Here is a 19,036-nt window from a genome sequence, read left to right on the forward strand (position 1 = left end):
AGATGAATAAAGATTAACGATAATTAACCCGGTAAATTACAGGAAGGTAAACGGCTTTCGGCCATCCCCTTTAGGATTACGGCTCGGCAATTTCGTGATGGTTTTATCCAGCTTGCTGAAATTGCTTACAATACCGCTGATATTATCGCGCAGGGTTTTAAATTCCTGGGTATCCACCACTTCCTTTACAGTTTCCACATCGGCCTGCACTTCTTCCACCGCAGCGTCAGTTTCTTCTGTTTTTCCTTCCAGGGCGGTAACGCGTGTTTCCAATGCGGCTAACGCTTCGGCCAACGCCTGTAATTTATCATCCTCGGCAGGGGTATTTTCGTCAGGCAATTCATCATCAATCGAAAACATACTGCGCCAGCCTTTCTTTTTATTTCCTGCCATAACTCGTTCCTTATTTATTTCTTTAACCTCATCAAAAACCATCGGCTTTAATGCGCCATAACGCTTATTTTTATTACGCTGACGAAAACGCATCCGCTCGGTGTAAACACTGGCTGGTTCATCCGTGACGCCCAGCCCTTCCAGGTAGCTTTTCCCTGTCCCGCGAAAATTGCCATCGGGCGTAAACTCGGCGGAACAAAAGAGTAATTGCCCGTCGACATTGGCCTGTATCAGTGAGAGATTCGGGCATAGCCGGGCATACAACCGCATCACCCCATCATCACCTTCCTGGCACATCAACGCCAACACCTCCCCCCGATTCCCGTAATTGCGGGAATGCTCCGGCCATAACAGTGCCGTATACAAATTAGGGTTATAGAGTTCTGCGGCGTCAGTGATCCATTCTCTTTTAATATCACGCCCGTCAACGGTCTTACCTTCTGCGCAAACACAAAGCCAATTCGTCATTAATTGTGAATCTGACATATTTCCTGATTTTATTTTGTGCTTGTTTCGACAGGGCCAGTATCACCAATTAATTACCCCCTCGCACGGCCTTAATTTCCCCTTTATTCGGATAAGCGCCATTAACCGACCCGACCCGATATTCACCCAGCGTCAACGTATAATAAAGCCCGCATAATTACCCCATGGCTAAATACTCACTGGATTTAATCGGCGTTGCGCGTTCACTTTATCTCAAGCATTGGACGCCTAAAGAGATCGCCAACGAACTTAATCTGCCCAATGCGCGGATTATTTACTATTGGGCAGATAAATGGCATTGGGCGGATATGCTCAGCCATGAAAGTATTGAAGAGGTGATTAGCCGCCGCATCCAGGTATTAACTCACCGCGACAATAAAACCGACGTGGAATTAAAAGAACTGGATAACCTGATTGCGCATCACTGCAAATTGCGTATTCAAGCCAGTAAACACGCTGAAAAACTCGCAACAATCGCCGCTCAAGGAGTCGGGGATGATTCAACCGTGGGCGGAAACGAGGGCAACGACCAGGAGAAAGGACAAAAGAAACGCAAATACCGCAAGAATGATATTTCGGCCCTTAGCCAGGCTGACTTTGACGCTTTCGCAGATGAACACCTGTTCGGCTATCAAAAACACCTGCGCCTGAACCTGACCCAGCAAATCCGCAATATTCTGAAAAGCCGCCAAATCGGCGCGACCTGGTTTTTTGCTTTTGAAGCCTTCGAAAACGCCGTCTTGACGGGCGAACCACAGATTTTCCTTTCCGCCTCACGCCCGCAAGCGGAGGTGTTTCGCTCGTACATCGTCAACATTGCAGAACAGTATTTCGGTGTGACGCTGACCGGCAACCCGATCCGCTTGAGCAACGGCGCGGAATTGCGTTTTCTGTCCACCAATTCCAATACGGCGCAATCCTACAGCGGTCACCTGTATGTGGATGAATATTTCTGGATCCAGAACTTTGCCCGGTTGAATGAGGTGGCCAGCGCCATGGCCACGCACGACCGTTGGCGCACCACGTACTTTTCGACGCCCAGCAGCAAGACACATCAAGCGTATTCGTTTTGGACAGGGGAAGAGTGGAGGCGCGGCGACGCCAAGCGCAAAAAGGTGGCGTTCCCGGCCTTTGATGACCTGCGCAACGGCGGGCGACTGTGCCCCGATGCGCAGTGGCGCTACGTCATTACGATGGAAGATGCTATCGCTGGCGGGTTTAACCTGGCCAGCCTCGACAAGCTGCGCAACAAATACAACCGCGACACGTTCAACATGCTCTATATGTGCGTGTTTGTGGACAGCGGCGACAGCGTTTTTCGTTTCAACGAGTTGGAACGTTGCGCCGTCGAAATATCGCTATGGCAAGACCATGACCCCACCGCCGGACGTCCGTTCGGCAACCGGGAAGTGTGGGCCGGTTTTGACCCTGCCCGCTCCGGTGATACCTCCACGTTTGTGATTGTGGCCCCGCCACTCTATGACGGCGAACGCTTTCGCGTCCTGGCCACCTTCTACTGGCAAGGGATGAACTGGAAGCACCAGGCCAACCAGATAAAGGCGCTGTTTACGCGCTACAACATGACACACATCGGGATCGACATTACCGGCATCGGCAGCGGCGTGTTTGAGATGGTGCAAAGCTTTGCCCTGCGCCAGGCGGTGGCCATTCATTACGGCCTCGAAAGCAAAACCCGCCTGGTGTTGAAAATGGTGGATGTGGTGGAAAGCCAGCGCATCGAGTGGGACAGCGAACAGAAAGAGATCCCCGCCAGTTTCCTGGCCATCCGGCGCACCAGTACCGCCAAAGGCAACAGCATGACCTTTGTTGCCGATCGCACCCAGGAAACCGGGCACGCCGATGTCTTTTTTGCCATCGCGCACGCGGTAGATAACGAACCCCTCAATTTTGAAAACCCACGCAAATCAACTTGGAAAACAAAAAAAGCCGCATGAGAAAGAACAAGCAGCGCCGGGGCAGTGCGGTGGCAAACCGCCAACGCACCACCCAGGCCAGCCCAGCGCGCAAAATGAGTATTGCCCGCCTCGGCAAGCCAGAACCGGTATTGACCACCGGCACAGACTACCGCGAAATCTGGTACGACAACGATACAGATCACTACACGCAACCCATTGACCGCCTGGCACTGGCGCAGTTGGTCAATATGAACGGCCAGCACGGTGGCGTGCTCTATGCCCGGCATAATATGGTTTGCGCGGATTACCAGGGGGGTGGGCTGTCACACCAGGCATTAAAAGGCGGCGTATTCGACTATCTCACCTTTGGCGATCTGGCGATTGCCAAGGTGCGTAACGGGTGGGGAGAAGTCATTGCCCTGGCCCCGCTGCCATCACTCTATACCCGGATTCGCAAGGATGATGCCTTTGTGGTACTGCAAAAGGGGGAACCGCTGGTGTTCCCCCCGGAGGACGTGATTTTTTTGCGCATGTACGATCCGCAACAACAGGTTTACGGCCTGCCCGACTATATTGGCGGTATCCATTCCGCCTTGCTGAACAGTGAAGCCACCATATTTCGCCGCCGCTACTATCACAACGGCGCACACACGGGCGGCATCATTTATACCAACGACCCAAATTTAAGCACGGAGGTAGAAGATGACATCATCCAAAGCCTGGAGCACAGCAAGGGGATCGGCAATTTCAGCACGCTGTTTGTGAACATCCCCAAAGGTGACCCGGACGGGATTAAATTTATTCCGATAGGTGACATTAGCGCAAAAGACGAGTTCGCCAACGTGAAAAACATCAGCGCTCAAGATATTTTGGCGGCGCACCGGTTCCCTGCTGGCCTGGCTGGGATTATTCCGGGCAATACGGCGGGCCTGGGCGACCCTGGCAAAGCGCGGGAAACTTACCGCCAGGATGAAGTGATCCCGGTACAGCGCATGATTATGGATGCCGTTAACGGTGACCCGGACGTGCCAGCCCACTTACACCTTGATTTTGCAATAGAATCGCCTCGAACAAGTGCGCTATGACCTGGGAAACGTTAAAATCCCCTAAGTTTTCCACTTTTGGAGCCAGAAACATGCGCGTGATGAAAGTTCTATGCACGGAATGCGGCGCTAATGCGATCATCAGAAAGACCGCCCGTAAGCACCGGCAGATTGCTGATTTATATTGCGCCTGTACTGACGTGGAGTGTGGTCACACCTTTGTGATGAATGTGACGTTTTCGCATACCCTTAGCCCCAGCGCCAAAACAGGGGATACGTTATTGAAAACGGTTGTTGAAGGGATGAACCCGAAACAACGGCAAATCATGTTGGATTTACTGCAAGGGGCCGCTTCCGCTGCCTGAGTTAACGCCTCTATTTCGGGGACGAGTCCATCAATGAACAAAAGCCCGATAATTTGGGCTTTTGACGAGAGCAAACAGGGCTGTAAGCCAGATCCCGTGATTATTTTTTAAAGCATAAGAAATGAATTTATATTCATATAATGCGCCTAACCGAAGAGTATCATTCTGTTATTGGGCATTTTTTTATCTGTCGCTCAACATCTGCCGCCAGTGTAGTGGTCATTTCAGAAATCCAAGATAACGCCAACGTCCGATCGTCGCTGCTGCAACGTTCGTTCGCGACGAGTCGCGCCACTAACTCAATACGCTGTATAGCCAGTGATTCAAAGAAAAAATCCGGCAAAATTCCCCCCTCTTTATTATTATTGACGCTTAATCAGCCCAGGTACTGATTATAAATACAGTATACATAATTCTCTCCAAAATTAGCAACTTAGACGTTAAAAATTCCAACCCGGCCACAATTCACACGCCGGATCGTGCCCGACTTCCTCCAGGCGTCCATTGCGGAGCTTTAACCGGCGTTCGCCGTAAATTACCAGGGCACTGCCACGGGCCAGTATTGACATTTCATACTCATCACCCGCAAAGCCACGGCGCTGTAACTCCCTCGATAATCGTCGCCAGTCGGCTGGCGTACAGTTATTGACAGAACTCCAAGCGGCGGCGGTGCCGCCAGGTAAACCGGCCTGCGCTGCGCTTTCGGCCAACTTCGGCACAATCGCCCATTTCACCAACCGGGTACATACCGCTGACGCTTCACCCAAACGTGGTGAATAAATACCGGTGATCCGCTGCACGTCCTCAGCGTACTGATTGCCCTGCTCGGTGATTTCATACGCCAGGCGCACGGTCAGGTTTTTCCGTTCCACCAATGGCCCGCCCTGGAACTCGGTATAAGCAGACCAGTTGCCCACATCAGCGGCAAAACGCACGTTATCCATATCCTTATCGGGCAGGATTTGCCCTTCCCCTGGCAGGCGGCGCAGTTCCCGCCAAACGGTGACCGGTGCGCCACCAATCTGCTGAAATTGCCGGATACGCCAGCGGCTGGCCCAGGCGTTCACCGCCTTGGCCATGTTCTTCACGCTCTCGCCCGTTTCGTCGTCTGTTTCCCCCTCCAGCGCAAAGCCATCGATGTTCTTCGAGATATACTTTGCAATGTACCCCGTTGCACTGCCTTTAGCCGGATCGATAGGCTCAACATGAAAACGGGCTTTCAACGCCTTGGCGCTCTGGAGTTCTTCGGGATCCTCCTGGCGGGCGTAATAGCAAAGAATATCACGCACCTGATCAACGTCTTGCGGCAGCATAAATAACAGCAGGTGCCAATGCGGGGTGCCATCGTGATGCGGCTCCACCACGCGGAAGCCGAAAACATGAATACCGGCACGGGAGATCGCCGCCCGCACCTTGGCCCACACGCCGCACAAATACTGTTGTGTTTGCCGTGGGCTTGCGCCGTTCCACTGCGACACAAAGCCGCCACTGCTATGTACAGCATGGTATTTTGACGGGGCCGTTATCGTGTAAAAATCCCCCACACAGCCCATTTCCTTGGCCAAATCTTCAAAACCGCGCATTCTTACCATCAGTTCACACCGCCTTATTGCAGGATTGGCATTGCTGCCGTTCACCATCTCGGCCAGCGATACCCGATCGCCGTCCTCGTTTTCCAGTTCAAACGCTTTGAAAAATTCGCGGTTACGCTTCTTCTGCTCTATCCATTCGCCCAGGGTGGCACGGCTGACATAAGGAGATGCCGCCTTTTGTACCTGGCCCACGGCAATGGCCATATGTTCACGGATCAGATCACGGCGACGCTTCAACCGCCCGCGCCACCACTCCGGGGCCATCATGCGCAACAGCCCTGATTCCCGTTGTCGCACCGAAATACCACGGCGGCTCTGGAATGCCTGCCAGTAAGGCGGCTCGGTGCCCACTTCCTGGCATAGCCCCGCCAGGTTGTGATACGCAGCATAGGCACGCTGGGCAATCTCTTGGTTATCACTGGCCTGCTCGGTGTAATTGCGATCGATATAGTCGGCAAAGCTGGCTGTCATAAAATCCGCCACGCGGTGGGAGAGATTTCGCAGTTCATCACGGCCCAGGGTAGGCAAACGCGCCAGGTCGTCATTGAAGGGGAAAGGCAGAAAACCCGCCGTATGGAAGCGGGTTTGATATTGCGCGGTAACGTGCTGTAGACGCGGCAATATATTTTCGCCCACCGTAGTGCGCAAAAATGCATTGGCACGGCGTCGGCCCGCCTCACCTTTTTTGAAAAGTTGCTCGTAGCGGCGACCAAAATAGCCCGCCAGGTAATCCGGCATTCCGCCCAAATACTGGCTGCGCCACGCGTGATCGGTGTTGTCCAGGTGCCATAACTGGCGCTCGGTGATGCTGATCTCATCCGGTGCGCCAGGGGCAAACTGTTCACGCTGCCAACGTTGGGCAGCGTAATAATCACCGTTTTTTTCTGTGGTTGCTGGTTGAATCACCCCATCCCCTCAACATCCGTTTGAGATAACACACGGGCATCAGCCTCACGCCTTGCTAAAAGCTCACGGCATAAGGGTTCAATAAAGTGGCTTTCAAACACCACGCGCTGCCCCTGCGGGCGCTGGCGCAAGCACTCTGCAATGGCTTGGTGTAGTTGGTCGGTTGTCACTGCCATCTCATTTCTCCAATCAGCAGCCCCCAGGGCACGCCAACCCCTGGTTTTTCCAGTTCTCGGCGTCCTGGCGCAACAGTTCCACAATCTCCACGGCGGATAACTCTTTGGTGGACACATCCGTGGCCAGGCGATCCAGGTGACCAGAAAACTTTATGGCGGCATCCGCCTGGGCTTCGCGACGGGCTTGATTAAGGGCGTACTCAAACGACGCTGCGGCAGCACGGTGAGTCATGTTTTGGCCGATGGCTGGCATGGCGTTTACTCCGATTCAGGCAAAAGAAATCCCCGGCTACCAAGTGGAAGCCGTGAGCGTTCGGGTTATATGGGTATTAGTGGAAACGCTTGGCGTGCGGTTTTTCAGCAGTGATATGGTTAGGGGCGGGCAAGCCGTGGAGATCAAACGTTGCCTGCCACCACTGGAGGATCAGCGCAGTAATACTGCCTTGGCCCAGCATCCCGGCAACAAAGAGAATGGCGCGGATAGAGGCCAACGTTTCCGCCTGCTCCTTACTGCTCTCGGCCTCGCGATAAGCACGGCACCAGAATGCGGTATTGGCGGCGAACCACTGGTGTGGATTGGTCAGGTGCATGGAGTCATTAAACACAAAAGGCTCTAGAGCGATGAGGCCGTTAAACTCCCGGCACTTTGTCAGGAAAAAGCGGGCATAATTCGGTGCAACGCCCCACGCGGCAAAATCTTCCAGTAAGCCGCGTTTCTCTACCATGATAGTTTTCAAAGTGTGATCCTTAATGATTTGAATTTGATGAATCTTGACTAGCCAGACGTGCAACCAAATCCCTGGCAATGACCATTTCCGGCCCGGCGTGAAAACCTCTGGCCCTCGGGGGCCGGGTGCCACTGTTTGCATTGGCCTTGCGAAAATCCGCTTCGCGCAGCGAACCGAACCCCGCAAAGATGTTTTTTGCCTTTTGAATACCCCGGCGTAGTTGGCGCATCTGGGCTTCGGTTAATTCGTTCCAGGCGTAGTGGCACAACTCATTTTTCAGCGGCGTAAGCTGGTTGATAGAGGCGGCATGGAGAACAACCCCACGCCATTCAACAGAAAGACTGTTCCAGTAATTCCCGGCTGTTGAGTGACCTTCCCCAACCTGCTCACGAATGACTTTTAACCAGTGCTCATGATTGGCCATCGTTACCCCCTCAATCCCACTAAACGGCACCACCAGGGGCGGCGTTTCGCTTGTTTACCGTGTACAGAATCCCCTAGAAGAGGTTGCCAGCGCTGGCCGTTTGGTAGCTCAATCCATCCGTGGCCATAGTTGGCTAACTGCGGTGCAGGTGATTGTTGTTTCAGGTATTGCGCAAAGACTTGCATATAGTTACCTCAACGTATTCCCAATGCCGGGACGCAGGTGTTGAACACATCAGCAGCCACCGCCAGCATGGGCGTAGATTGGAAACGCAATTGGGCCAAGGTAAAGCGGTGACATACGTAATAAAGGTGTGAATGTATGGAGTTCACAAAGTCAAACATTAGTAATCACCTTGGCATCAAGTAGGCTACTCACACACCAACAACGATCTGAAAGTCGGAATGTCCCAATGCCTGCAAAGTCTGGCCCTGTTTGTATTTCAGGTAATAAATTTTGGTCGGGCATCGGGCTGTTTTCTTTGGTTCGATAGGTAACAATCCTTTCCCGCACCATGAATAGACAGTGCGGCGCTTGATGCCTTCCAGTTCGGCAAACTCTGTTGGGCTGACTACAGCGCGGGGAATTCGGATTGAAATTTGAGTACTCATAAGGCAATATCTCCCTTGGGGTTCCCATCGGTTAACGAAAGTTCCCATCTGTATACAATAAAATTCAAAATGTTCCCAATGTGGAACTTGGCGAATGTTAAGACCCCAAAGGAGATATGTCAACAGTGAAGTCCCCAAATGCGACCAGGGTAGATCTATCATCTGGCGGAAAAATGGCTATCGAAAGGCTGGTTGAAGCTTATGGCTTCTCCACTAGACAGGCTTTGTGTGATCGCCTTGGTGTTTCCAAAAGCACTCTTGCTAACCGCTATGTGAGAGATACTTTCCCGGCTGATTGGATAATTGATTGTGCCTTGGAAACTGGCGTATCTCTGCGCTGGTTGACGACTGGTGAAGGCCCAATTTATTTGGATCAGAGTAGCGATTTAGTCGCTATCGACCGCCTGAAACTTATCCACGGCAAGCTTCATCCATCGAATTTCATAATGTTCGATAAGGCATTATTACCAAATGAAATTAATAACCCTCGCGTCGTACTTGACGGGGATATATCACATATTGTTGAACTGGATACGCAAACTCTAACTGACGGGTTATGGCTGATTGAGATCGAAGATACCGCCAGTATTAAAAAACTAACACGAATTCCAGCAGGGAAAGTACGAGTGACCGGTGACGATATTTCTTTTGATTGTTCAATTGATGAAATAAAGCTAACAGGTCGTGTTGAATTAACTATTGCCAAGGGCTAAGGCATGACTGTCAGAAAATTGCCGACTGGCAAGTGGATTTGCGAGTGTTACCCAAGCGGGAGAGAAGGCAAGCGAGTAAGAAAACAGTTTGCCACCAAAGGTGAAGCACTAGCTTTTGAAAACTTCACCATGAGCGAGGTTAATAATAAACCTTGGTTAGGTGAAAAAGCAGATAAGCGCAAACTATCTGAACTGGTAACACTATGGAATTCTTTGCATGGTCAGACATTGGCAGATCCTAAACGGATGCTGGCCAAGTTACAAATAATCAGCGATGGTTTAGGCAACCCTATAGCAAGTGAACTAACAGCAACTGATTTTTCTATCTATAGGGAAAAGCGGCTAAATGGCGAGATAGTTGATAGAGAGGGTAAGACATTGGCAAAAGTCATGCCCAGAACGGTAAATCTAGAGCAAATGAATCTATCCGCAGTATTCAGCACGTTGAAAAAGCTAGGCCATTGGGATGCACCAAACCCAATGACGGGGCTTCCCATGTTCAAAATTGATGACAGCGAGTTAGCATTTTTGGAGTCACTGGAAATTAAGCGACTACTTGATGCTTGCGCAGAATCTACTAATCCTCATTTGGTTATGGTTGCAAGAATATGCTTATCAACAGGGGCACGCTGGGGTGAGGCCGAAGGGTTGCAAGGCTACCAGGTCACAAAGTATCGAATCACGTTTACAAAAACTAAAGGTAAAAAAAATCGCACTGTTCCTATTACTCCAGAACTTTACGATGCGATACCGAAGAATCGCGGTGATCTATTTACTCCTTGCCGTAAGACATTTGAACGAGCACTTAAAAGGGCTGGTATTGAACTACCCAAGGGGCAAGCCACACACGTTTTACGGCATACTTTTGCAAGTCACTTCATGATGAAAGGCGGCAATATATTAGTCTTGCGTGATATTCTTGGCCATACAGATATAAAACAGACTATGCGATATGCCCATTTTGCACCAACGCATTTAGAAGATGCTATCACAAAGAATCCATTAGCCAATCTAAATTGGAATAAAAAAGATGAAGAGATTTTTGCTAAATGATAAAAACCTAGCAAGACAGTATTTATTCTGGTGTGCAATGGCTATACCATGCCTAGGCTTTTTTACTTTAGGAGCATTCGTATGGAAAGATTATAACATCGAATTTAGCAAAGAGTCTTATGATAAATTCATGGCCATAAGCAAACTTCCTTTTTTGTTTCTTTCCTTATCGGTTCCTCTAGTAGCTATTGTTGCGCATATTCACAGGACAATTCAAACAGAAAAACAAATAGCACATACTCAAAGACAAATTGAAAACTCTCAAAAACAGATAGCATTACTTGAAGAAAAAAACAAACCTGATTCTTACCACGCACATGTTAAATCAGTAACAGAAGCAATCACGTCAATACCAAGCTTTAAAATATCAAGAGTCAATGGTGAAAAAAAAGAAATATCAATAAAGTATCCGTATCCTTTATATAAGAAGATATTTAACAAATCAAACATTAAAGATGGATACAACCCTAAAGTCAATATAAATTTCATTGAGACTATACACAGTAGATACATAAAATTAAATGATGTAATATCCAATGCGTATACAAGCAAAAACTCAGCAGAGCGCTTAGAATACGCCCAATCATTGTATATTAGAATACTAATGATCATCAACAGCCTTAGTTTAAATTATGATGGCGATGGACATATTTTCAAAGTATCAGACTTGGAAACGGAAGAATCATTTCAAACAAGTTTTTCATCCGAAAATGAAATAAAGGAAATGATTAAAGGAATAAGAAAAACAATAATCAACCTCTATAGTTTCTTGGATGTAAATTATGACTTCCTATATTCATCACCAGAGGATATGGATCATATAATTACATATATTAATAGTGATGACTATATTTTCCCAGAATTTTATCCTATAAGCGAAACCTGCCCTGTAGACCAGTATATCAAAGGTGGCGGCAAAGTGGCGACAAAGGATGAAAAGCGATGATAACCAATGTTCAGGGACGCACACCAACCAATTGATTTAAAACATAAAACACTGATTTCCCTATCGTAAAATAGAATGTAGTAATTTCGGACGGGGGTTCAAATCCCCCCAGCTCCACCAAATTCTTAAGTAGTAACGAGTACCTAAGTGTAAAAAAGCCTTCAGAATCAACGCTGAAGGCTTTTTTTATGGTCATTTAGACTCATTTGTAATCGCTGACAAGCACTGCTTTTAGTTATATAATTAGTTATACGCACAGTATATAACTAAAAGGTGTATAACTATGGCGCGTACAACTACGCCACTGACTGATACAAAAATCAAAACGACCAAGCCCACTGACACAGAGTTCACCTTACAAGACGGCAACGGCCTGTACCTTCTGATAAAACCATCCGGTTCTAAGATATGGCGATTTAACTACTACCGCCCCATCACGAAAAAAAGAGCATTGATAAGTTTTGGTAGTTATCCCACCGTCAGCCTTGCAGAAGCCCGCCAAAAAAGAGAAAACGCCAGAGAGTTGATAGCTAAAGGGATCGACCCTCACGAATACAAACAAGCAGAAGAACAGCGTCGCTTAGAAGAAAAGAACAATACTTTCGAAAAAATCGCCACTGATTGGTTCAAAGTAAAATCTAAATCAAACCTGCAAGAAAACACCCTAAAAGACATTTGGCGCTCTCTCGAACTACACGTCCTCCCTTCCGTTGGCAACATAGCAATCACTGAACTGAAAGCACGTCACTTTATCACCGCTCTTGAGCCGCTAAAGGCACAAGGTAAGTTAGAGTCAGTTAAGCGAGTAGCCCAGCGCATCAACGAAATCATGTACTACGCTGTTAACGTCGGTTTTGTTGATGCCAACCCAGCGGCAAAAATTACTGCTGCATTTGAGAATCCAGTTGTAAAGAATCTCCCAGCACTACGCCCAGAACAGTTGCCAGAATTAATGTCTGCACTTCAAGGTGTCAATATCGAACGTCAGACATACTGCTTGCTACAGTGGCAACTGTTAACCATGACACGCCCTGCAGAGGCAGCAGAAGCGTCATGGGATGAGATAAACGTTGAAAACGCGCTTTGGACTATCCCTGCCTCACGGATGAAGATGAAGCGTGAACACGCAATTCCTCTCTCACCACAGGCGTTAGCAATTTTGAAAGTAATGGAACCGATTAGTGGGCATAGAGAACATGTATTCCCAAGTATGAAATCACCGCACACTAAACCAATGAACAGCCAGACGGTTAATGCAGCGATTAAACGAGTTGGTTTTGCAGGTCGCCTGGTGGCACACGGATTCCGTTCGATCGCATCAACAGCATTAAACGAACAAGGCTTTCCGCCTGATGTGATTGAAGCTGCCCTCGCCCACATTGATAGCAATGAAGTTAGACGGGCATACAACAGGGCTACCTATTTAGAACAACGGCGCGAAATGATGGACTGGTGGGGGGAGTTTGTGGAATGCTCATCAAAAATCAGCTTCAGATTGTGACTGCTGTTCAAAGTGTCACTGATGTACTTGCCGGTAGTTTTCTCCCACTGGACACAGTACGACCTACGCCGAACCGTGCGCACTGGCTTAGCACGTCTTGGATGCCCCAGTGAGGTCGCAGAAGCCGTTTTAGGCCATTCCCGTAAGGGTATTGAGGGCACCTACGATCTTTACCGCTACGAGGCTGAGTGTAAAGTTTGGCTGCAAAAATGGGCGGATTATCTCGATACGTTGACTGAGCAAAAGTGATTGTATGAGCCAAGCTTACTCTTGATTGATGTGTCGTCAGTGCTCAATAATGTGATTGACGACATAGTGTTAACACCTGCCATCCATCAGTTTTCCTGTGGGATTGTTCGCTCTCAGTGTTTATGCTATTACCTTATTCTCGTTAATTGATTAAGGATAATCAGCATGCAAGACACTGCACCAGCCCTGTACACCAATAATACTACGCCAGAGCTGCTATCTGGAATTGATAAGCCTGCCTTTACCGATGAGCAATTAGCTACTTTCCATGAAGATGCCCGCGCTCATGTTCACCAACAAGAAGCTTACTGTCGAGAGCACCCACCTATAGCGATTTATCGGCTGGCCGTGGCCGGGTGCCTGACACATCGCGGCGGTGTCGGTGACGAATTCGAACCGGCCCCGGATCTGGGCCACAAAATTCGTCTCGATAATGGTCAATGGGTGAGTGTACTGACGGAGGGCTGTACGGTTTCTTATCCTGACGGAACAAGCGCTCGAATCGTCAGCAGTGCCGGTAGTCTGTGTAGCATGGATGGCAGAGGGATTGCGCTGGTTGGAAGCGTGCTGGATAACGGGGATAAAATCATCAGTACCCCCCAGAATATTTCAGTCCTGATCGGTCGGGCCGGTGTGCCGATGCCGGAGGATTTTCTGCGTGTGTCTGAGGGAGAATGATGGCCTATCGTCCTAATATCGATGGGCTGGGGCAGGCGCTGAGTTGTGATAAAACGACGACGGGCGCACGCCTTATCTCTTCGATCCCCTTGAGTCAGGTGAATATTCTTGGTTTTGGCGTCATCAGGTTGGGCGACCAGACCACACCCTGCCCGAAATGTGGAAAAACCGGGCGGGTTGTTGAGAGTGCCCACGCCCGGCGTTCTTACATGGGGATTAACACGGCAGTAGACCGTTGCAAGGTTATCTGTGGTTGCCCGGATGGCAGCAACCGCATTATTGCCCCGGTCAATAGCTGGCTGGGAGCGGGACCTTCGCCTGAAAAAGTGGCACAGGAAAAGCAGGCCGCGTTGCTGGTCGAACGAAAGGCCGCAGAGGAACAGCAGCAGGCAGAAGCGCGTGAGCGTAACCGGGTGTTTGCCAAATCTTGTGAACGTGGTGAGGGATGCACCGATGCAGGAGAGCAGCAGGAGCCACATACCAACTTTGCGCCAGTAGGCTATTTCCGGTCGGTGCCGCTTCCCGAACCGGAACAACACGCACAGGCGGCGAAACTCGCAAAACCCGCGCCCGTAGCGCCAGAGGTGGCGAAGAAAGCAAAACCGGGCTGGTATACTTGGCTATTTGGTGAAGGTGATGATGTGGTCCCTGTTGCGGCTACAGTAGCGGTTCCTGCCAGCAAAGTGTTCCCGTCCGGTTCGGCGGCGCTGGAGTGGCTTGGTGGTCGGTTTGTAACGCAGGGCAGTTGGGCTATTCGTGCAGTGACGGCCTTTGGTGAAGTTGCGACAGCGAGTGTGGGTGCGCCAGTAGCAGCCGCATTGGTTGGTATGATGCCGGGCAAGCTGAATGAAGGTGAACAGGATTTTATCGACAAGATGCGTCTGTCGCAGATCGCCAGTGCGAAAGGCACCGCCCCGACGCGAGTACGTTTTGCCTGGGAAGATGCGGGTAATGGTCGTCTGATGCCAAAGGGGTATCATACCAGCGAGGACAGCGGGTTAGATCAGGTGCCAGTGCGTGAGATGACGTTCAACAGCTACACTGGGAACTATGAGTTCACCACAGACGGCCCCGATGCGATTACCATCTACTGGAACCCGGCGAAGCTGGATCTGGAGGTTCCTTCACACACCGGTAATCAAGACGAGCCGTATCTGCCTACAACGATTACGGTGTTGCCGATACCGGAAAAAGTGGGAAGTGATATCGAGGTTTACCCAGCCCCGGAAGAGAGGAGTTTTAGGGATTATATCCTGATATTGCCAATCCCGGATATGCCACCTGTCTATATCTACTTGAGTAAGCCACCGGTAGAGTTTTTGGATGTGGAGTTGTACAGCGACTTTGAACGCCGATCGCGGCAGGGGAAATATGAGGCTGACCATATGCCTTCCAAGGCAGCGGTTAAAGCTCATTTTAGGAGAATGAATCCAAAGCTTGATGAGACTACATTGGAGGAGCTATCACAGGATGTAGCCGCCATTGTGATCCCGAAGGAAGTACATCAGAAAATCAGTGAAACCTATGGTGGACGCAATAGTGCAGAGCAAGTTGAGCTGGACTCACGAGATCTGCGATCTGCGGTGGATCGTAATCTGGACGTCATCAAACCAGCGTTAAAAGAGCATGGCGCTACCGAAGCTCAGATAGAGGCTGCAAGGGCGAAAATGCACGAACTGAACAGTGGAATGGGGTTGTACAAATGACAGTAAATGTGGAAGCGCTGATACGTAGCTTAGGTAAAGCCTACAAAGATATACTTGATATCGGGCTAATCCCCTATAAAACAGAGCCGAAATCGTCTTCTGGTGAGCCTTTTGTGTTTCTTGATATGGCAAAAGAAGGTGTCTTCTTGTCATTTAAACGTGATGGTCGAATTCTTAAAGAAATGACAATAAAGATTCAGAATGACAAGGTTAAAAATTGGGAGTTACCTAACAAACTACCATCACCTTTACAGAAAAATATGTCACGACAGTGGATGCATGAGAATTTTGGTTCCCCCATGCGTAGTGCTCCACCTGAAATTGTTATGAGGCGAGCTTTAGGCTGGACGGAGCTTTATGCCCTTGAAGATTTCCACATCCCAATAACTATGCAGGTGTCTTATGATCTTACGGAACATGTGAAGTCCATCACGTTTATGCCTACCTCAGAGTTACGTTGGTAAATTAACTCCCAAAAGGAAATAGACAAAATCCTTTTGGGATATGAAAAATAACATTGGATGAGTTATGGAAGAAGAAATGGGTTTTGTTTTTATGCCATCATTGATTGCGATACTCATTAATGCGCAAGACAAAAAAGGCACTTTACTCACTCAAGATGAAGTTGAGCACATTCGAGATAATGCTGCTGTAATGAGCGTACCTAAATCTATTTGTGAGAAAATGTATAAAGACAGGGGGTATAATGATATAAATCCTGAACTTGTCTGGATTGAATATTTACATCACAATGGCATATTTGATGATCTTCTTAAGGATATTTAATCAGATAGTCAAGAGTTAATTTTAGGATAGTCTAATAACAATTACCCCACATATACTTTATTTTATAACTGTGGGGTACATGCTGAAAATTTAGGGAGGGGCTATGGCAAGAAGAAAAATATGGTCTTATGCTTATAAAGGAGATAAGGAGTACGTTTGGAGTGAGAAGATTGATAAAGAAAGATTGTTTTTTATATGGGAAGCTCTAAAAATTAGAAAAGAAAACCCTCAAGAGTTTTCCACATTAACCTTTATGAGCACACAGCTTAATAAAAACAAACGCTCGGAATTAACTCCTGTTAAAAAATCAAAAACAGCTTTTTTTCGATATAAATCAGAGTCGATAGCCTTCAGTGAGCCCCAAGATGCTGATTCTGATCTGTTTTCTCATGAAACTACAATTTTAGTTCTTTCAGAAATGAATGTAATAAAATTCCAAGATGGTAACACATTGTATGAAATTGAATTTGATCAGATAAAAAAGGATGATTTAAAAATTAGATTTGAGAATGGAGCGACTTATTATCCTGACTTGATGGGATTTTTTAGTAAACCTGAAGAACTGGCTAAGAAATGGGGAGGGAAAGTTGCTATAGAAGTTAAAGTGACTCACAAATGTAGTTATGAAAAAATAAATGACTTTCAAGATCACAATATACCTATAATTGAAGTGTCATTATCTGACAAGTTACGCTTAAGATCCGAAATCAATAATACTGATATTGATGAGTCTGACATGGAAAGATATTATTATTTTTTGCAAAATAAATTTTCAAATATTGTTTATATGAAAGTTTTGTCCAACCCTGTAATGCTAAAGGAGCATAACTCCATTCTTTTATCAAAAAACAAAGAAATTTCCGAGATAAGTACTGAGAAAATTTACTATAGAAATAAATTAGAAAATGAAGTAAATAAAAACAAATCTCATAATCTAAAAATAGAATCACTTGAAGAGAACTTATCAATTTTCAGAGAAAGTTTGCCTAAACTAAGGCAAGTCATTGATCACGTAAAAATAGAAAAAGATTCAATTTTAAATGAATTAAATAAAGAGAAAGAAATAAATAAAAACTTAGAAGAACAGATAGTATATTTAGAATCAGTCAACTACGAAGGTTTGAGCTTTATTCAGCGACTTAAGCGACTCTTTTAATGGGTTATAAAGTAATTACCTCACCAATTAGATTTGGTTAATAAAATAATTTTTTTACTGCAACTAGAGTATCGATTATAAATCGATACTCTAGCTTAGATAATAATCACGGTTTTGTCGCTAACAAATCATAGTTCAATAGTTTTTTAGGAGTAAAACTTTCAAAATCCCATCTAGGAACTTTCAACTCCCCACTGTTGTATCTTTTTAATAAAACTTCAATTTCTTCTTTACCATCAATGCCTAATAATAGCTTTGATTTTTCGAAGTATTTTTTCGATACAGATCTAGAAAATACTTCAAAAGAGCTGTCAAAATGTCCTAGGTACAATAATGTTTCAGGCCACCAATCTCTATCATACATGCTCTCAGCTTGAAGGTCAGCCCTGATAAATGCAATAAAATCTGCTTGCATTAAATGCCTAAATTCAAGGCCAGTACCTGCACATCGCTCTTTAAGCAAATCCGCTCTCAGAGATAGCCTACGCAGCCCTAATCGCTGATTTCTCCTTTCAAGAGAGGCTAAATTTTCTCTGAACACTCCAAAACTTGAGAGCTTATTCCTTTCTAAAACCTCATTCTCTGCAATGAAGTATTGTTGTTCTAATAAAATGTTTACGAATGAAAATCTTTCGTATTTTATAAAAATAGCAATACAATAAATAAATATCTCATGAATTATAAACCTAAAATTATCAAAATCATACTGCCTATATCTAGAGATTTTTTCTGGTCTATTTTTATAAGCAATAAGACTCTCAAGGAATCTGTGAGTTCTCAACGAGAACTGTTCTGAATGAGAGTATTGTGCAACACATATAAGTAATTGGATAACCTCATTTCTATAAGGTATAAACAAATCAATATTGTTAATCAGAGCTTCGTCATATTCACCTTCATAGCTTGATATTCTAAAACGTTCCAAATTAGAGGAAAAGGTTGAGCAATATTCATCAAATACTCCATATGCATACGACTTATCATTTTTTAATGCATCAATACATCGTTTATATAAAGCTGTCGTCCCTAAACTAACTCCAGAATCATCAGAAAGAAAGCTTGGTATCTTCCCCAATTCAGGTTTAATATACAATGGTTTATCAAATATCCATCGAAGTAATTTTTCAAAACTCTCAGAATATTTATCAGGCTCACTTAAATCAATATACATTCGAGAACTATAATATATTGGTAGATATGGCTTTCCATTTTGATCCTTTACTGGCAAAATTGCGACGAATTTTTCCTGTTGTTGTTGCTCATATATTTCTTTAGAAATAATTTGTGTTTCGGTTCCAACACCACCAGAGCGTCCATTTGCTTTTTCGACATAAAACTCATCTGATATAATAGCAACTTTGTTAATACTAGAATCTGAAACCATTTTCTCCATAAATGATATTGTATCGTGCCCCTCTTTCAACTCCCATTTATCCAGAATAACATCAACTCCTGACTCCCTTAGCTCTATAGCTAAATTTAAAACCCATTGTTCATGGGCAATACTTGACCAGCTATACGAAATGAACAATTTAGGCGAACACATTAATCTCATCTCTCCTCAAGAAATAATAATCTCATAATATTACAGGGTTTTCCATTTTTCCA

The 19,036-nt window shown here is 46.5% G+C and carries 21 protein-coding genes and 1 pseudogene; 13 read left to right on the plus strand and 9 right to left on the minus strand.

Annotated features, from left to right (window positions below):
- Positions 1-36 precede the first annotated feature (36 nt).
- On the minus strand, positions 37-879 hold the full coding sequence (locus ACX9GT_RS18980; protein WP_473188213.1) for a GPO family capsid scaffolding protein: 843 nt from the start codon (positions 877-879) through the stop codon (positions 37-39).
- A gap of 164 nt (positions 880-1,043) precedes the next feature.
- On the opposite strand from ACX9GT_RS18980, the gene ACX9GT_RS18985 reads away from it, so the two are divergent.
- From ACX9GT_RS18985 to ACX9GT_RS18995, 3 genes are all read left to right on the plus strand, one after another.
- Entirely contained in the window at positions 1,044-2,834 is a 1,791-nt protein-coding gene (locus ACX9GT_RS18985) for a terminase large subunit domain-containing protein (protein ID WP_473188214.1), read from the plus strand.
- A gap of 74 nt (positions 2,835-2,908) precedes the next feature.
- On the plus strand, positions 2,909-3,880 hold the full coding sequence (locus tag ACX9GT_RS18990; protein ID WP_473191639.1) for a phage portal protein: 972 nt from the start codon (positions 2,909-2,911) through the stop codon (positions 3,878-3,880).
- A 50-nt stretch (positions 3,881-3,930) separates the two neighbouring features.
- Positions 3,931-4,203 (plus strand): Ogr/Delta-like zinc finger protein, encoded by a 273-nt coding sequence (locus ACX9GT_RS18995; RefSeq protein WP_473188215.1) that lies wholly within the window; start codon positions 3,931-3,933, stop codon positions 4,201-4,203.
- A 440-nt stretch (positions 4,204-4,643) separates the two neighbouring features.
- Here the strand turns inward: ACX9GT_RS18995 and ACX9GT_RS19000 are convergent, their stop codons facing one another.
- From ACX9GT_RS19000 to ACX9GT_RS19030, 7 genes are all read right to left on the minus strand, one after another.
- Complete coding sequence (locus ACX9GT_RS19000) at positions 4,644-6,701, minus strand: replication endonuclease (protein WP_473188216.1); 2,058 nt, start codon at positions 6,699-6,701, stop codon at positions 4,644-4,646.
- The gene (locus tag ACX9GT_RS19005; protein ID WP_473188217.1) at positions 6,698-6,877 is read right to left on the minus strand and encodes a hypothetical protein; all 180 of its coding nucleotides are present in this window, start codon (positions 6,875-6,877) and stop codon (positions 6,698-6,700) included. Before ACX9GT_RS19005 ends, ACX9GT_RS19000 begins: the two co-directional genes overlap by 4 nt.
- A 13-nt stretch (positions 6,878-6,890) precedes the next feature.
- Positions 6,891-7,130, minus strand: coding sequence for a DUF2732 family protein (locus ACX9GT_RS19010; RefSeq protein WP_473188218.1), 240 nt, complete (start codon positions 7,128-7,130; stop codon positions 6,891-6,893).
- A gap of 76 nt (positions 7,131-7,206) precedes the next feature.
- Positions 7,207-7,614: a hypothetical protein gene (locus tag ACX9GT_RS19015; RefSeq protein ID WP_473188219.1), complete on the minus strand. Its 408-nt coding sequence runs from the start codon at positions 7,612-7,614 to the stop codon at positions 7,207-7,209.
- A 10-nt stretch (positions 7,615-7,624) separates the two neighbouring features.
- On the minus strand, positions 7,625-8,029 hold the full coding sequence (locus ACX9GT_RS19020) for a hypothetical protein (RefSeq protein WP_473188220.1): 405 nt from the start codon (positions 8,027-8,029) through the stop codon (positions 7,625-7,627).
- A 2-nt stretch (positions 8,030-8,031) separates the two neighbouring features.
- Positions 8,032-8,214, minus strand: coding sequence for a phage filamentation protein Fil family protein (locus tag ACX9GT_RS19025; protein ID WP_473188221.1), 183 nt, complete (start codon positions 8,212-8,214; stop codon positions 8,032-8,034).
- 189 nt (positions 8,215-8,403) lie between these two features.
- Positions 8,404-8,640 carry a Rha family transcriptional regulator gene (locus ACX9GT_RS19030; RefSeq protein ID WP_473188222.1) on the minus strand — a complete coding sequence of 79 codons (237 nt, stop codon included), beginning with the start codon at positions 8,638-8,640 and terminating at the stop codon, positions 8,404-8,406.
- A 116-nt stretch (positions 8,641-8,756) separates the two neighbouring features.
- On the opposite strand from ACX9GT_RS19030, the gene ACX9GT_RS19035 reads away from it, so the two are divergent.
- From ACX9GT_RS19035 to ACX9GT_RS19080, 10 genes and pseudogenes are all read left to right on the plus strand, one after another.
- Positions 8,757-9,353 (plus strand): phage repressor protein CI, encoded by a 597-nt coding sequence (locus ACX9GT_RS19035; protein WP_473188223.1) that lies wholly within the window; start codon positions 8,757-8,759, stop codon positions 9,351-9,353.
- 3 nt (positions 9,354-9,356) lie between these two features.
- Positions 9,357-10,406: a site-specific integrase gene (locus tag ACX9GT_RS19040; protein ID WP_473188224.1), complete on the plus strand. Its 1,050-nt coding sequence runs from the start codon at positions 9,357-9,359 to the stop codon at positions 10,404-10,406.
- On the plus strand, positions 10,384-11,352 hold the full coding sequence (locus ACX9GT_RS19045) for a hypothetical protein (RefSeq protein WP_473188225.1): 969 nt from the start codon (positions 10,384-10,386) through the stop codon (positions 11,350-11,352). The genes ACX9GT_RS19040 and ACX9GT_RS19045 overlap by 23 nt, the downstream gene beginning before the upstream one ends.
- 283 nt (positions 11,353-11,635) lie before the next feature.
- Positions 11,636-12,853 (plus strand): integrase domain-containing protein, encoded by a 1,218-nt coding sequence (locus tag ACX9GT_RS19050; RefSeq protein ID WP_473188226.1) that lies wholly within the window; start codon positions 11,636-11,638, stop codon positions 12,851-12,853.
- A gap of 45 nt (positions 12,854-12,898) precedes the next feature.
- Positions 12,899-13,102, plus strand: a pseudogene (locus ACX9GT_RS19055) (tyrosine-type recombinase/integrase); the annotation flags it as partial.
- Positions 13,103-13,267: 165 nt separating this feature from the next.
- A complete protein-coding gene (locus tag ACX9GT_RS19060) occupies positions 13,268-13,780 on the plus strand; it encodes a hypothetical protein (RefSeq protein WP_473188227.1) in 513 nt (170 codons plus the stop codon).
- The gene (locus tag ACX9GT_RS19065; protein WP_473188228.1) at positions 13,780-15,486 is read left to right on the plus strand and encodes an S-type pyocin domain-containing protein; all 1,707 of its coding nucleotides are present in this window, start codon (positions 13,780-13,782) and stop codon (positions 15,484-15,486) included. Before ACX9GT_RS19060 ends, ACX9GT_RS19065 begins: the two co-directional genes overlap by 1 nt.
- Complete coding sequence (locus tag ACX9GT_RS19070) at positions 15,483-15,950, plus strand: DUF6392 family protein (RefSeq protein ID WP_473188229.1); 468 nt, start codon at positions 15,483-15,485, stop codon at positions 15,948-15,950. Before ACX9GT_RS19065 ends, ACX9GT_RS19070 begins: the two co-directional genes overlap by 4 nt.
- Positions 15,951-16,014: 64 nt before the next feature.
- Entirely contained in the window at positions 16,015-16,272 is a 258-nt protein-coding gene (locus ACX9GT_RS19075) for a hypothetical protein (RefSeq protein WP_473188230.1), read from the plus strand.
- Positions 16,273-16,375: 103 nt separating this feature from the next.
- Positions 16,376-17,428 carry a hypothetical protein gene (locus ACX9GT_RS19080; RefSeq protein ID WP_473188231.1) on the plus strand — a complete coding sequence of 351 codons (1,053 nt, stop codon included), beginning with the start codon at positions 16,376-16,378 and terminating at the stop codon, positions 17,426-17,428.
- A 106-nt stretch (positions 17,429-17,534) separates the two neighbouring features.
- Here ACX9GT_RS19080 and ACX9GT_RS19085 read toward each other — a convergent pair whose 3' ends face one another.
- Complete coding sequence (locus ACX9GT_RS19085) at positions 17,535-18,974, minus strand: toll/interleukin-1 receptor domain-containing protein (RefSeq protein ID WP_473188232.1); 1,440 nt, start codon at positions 18,972-18,974, stop codon at positions 17,535-17,537.
- Between the last annotated feature and the right edge of the window lie 62 nt (positions 18,975-19,036).

Source organism: Serratia sp. YWN4 (assembly GCF_055790845.1).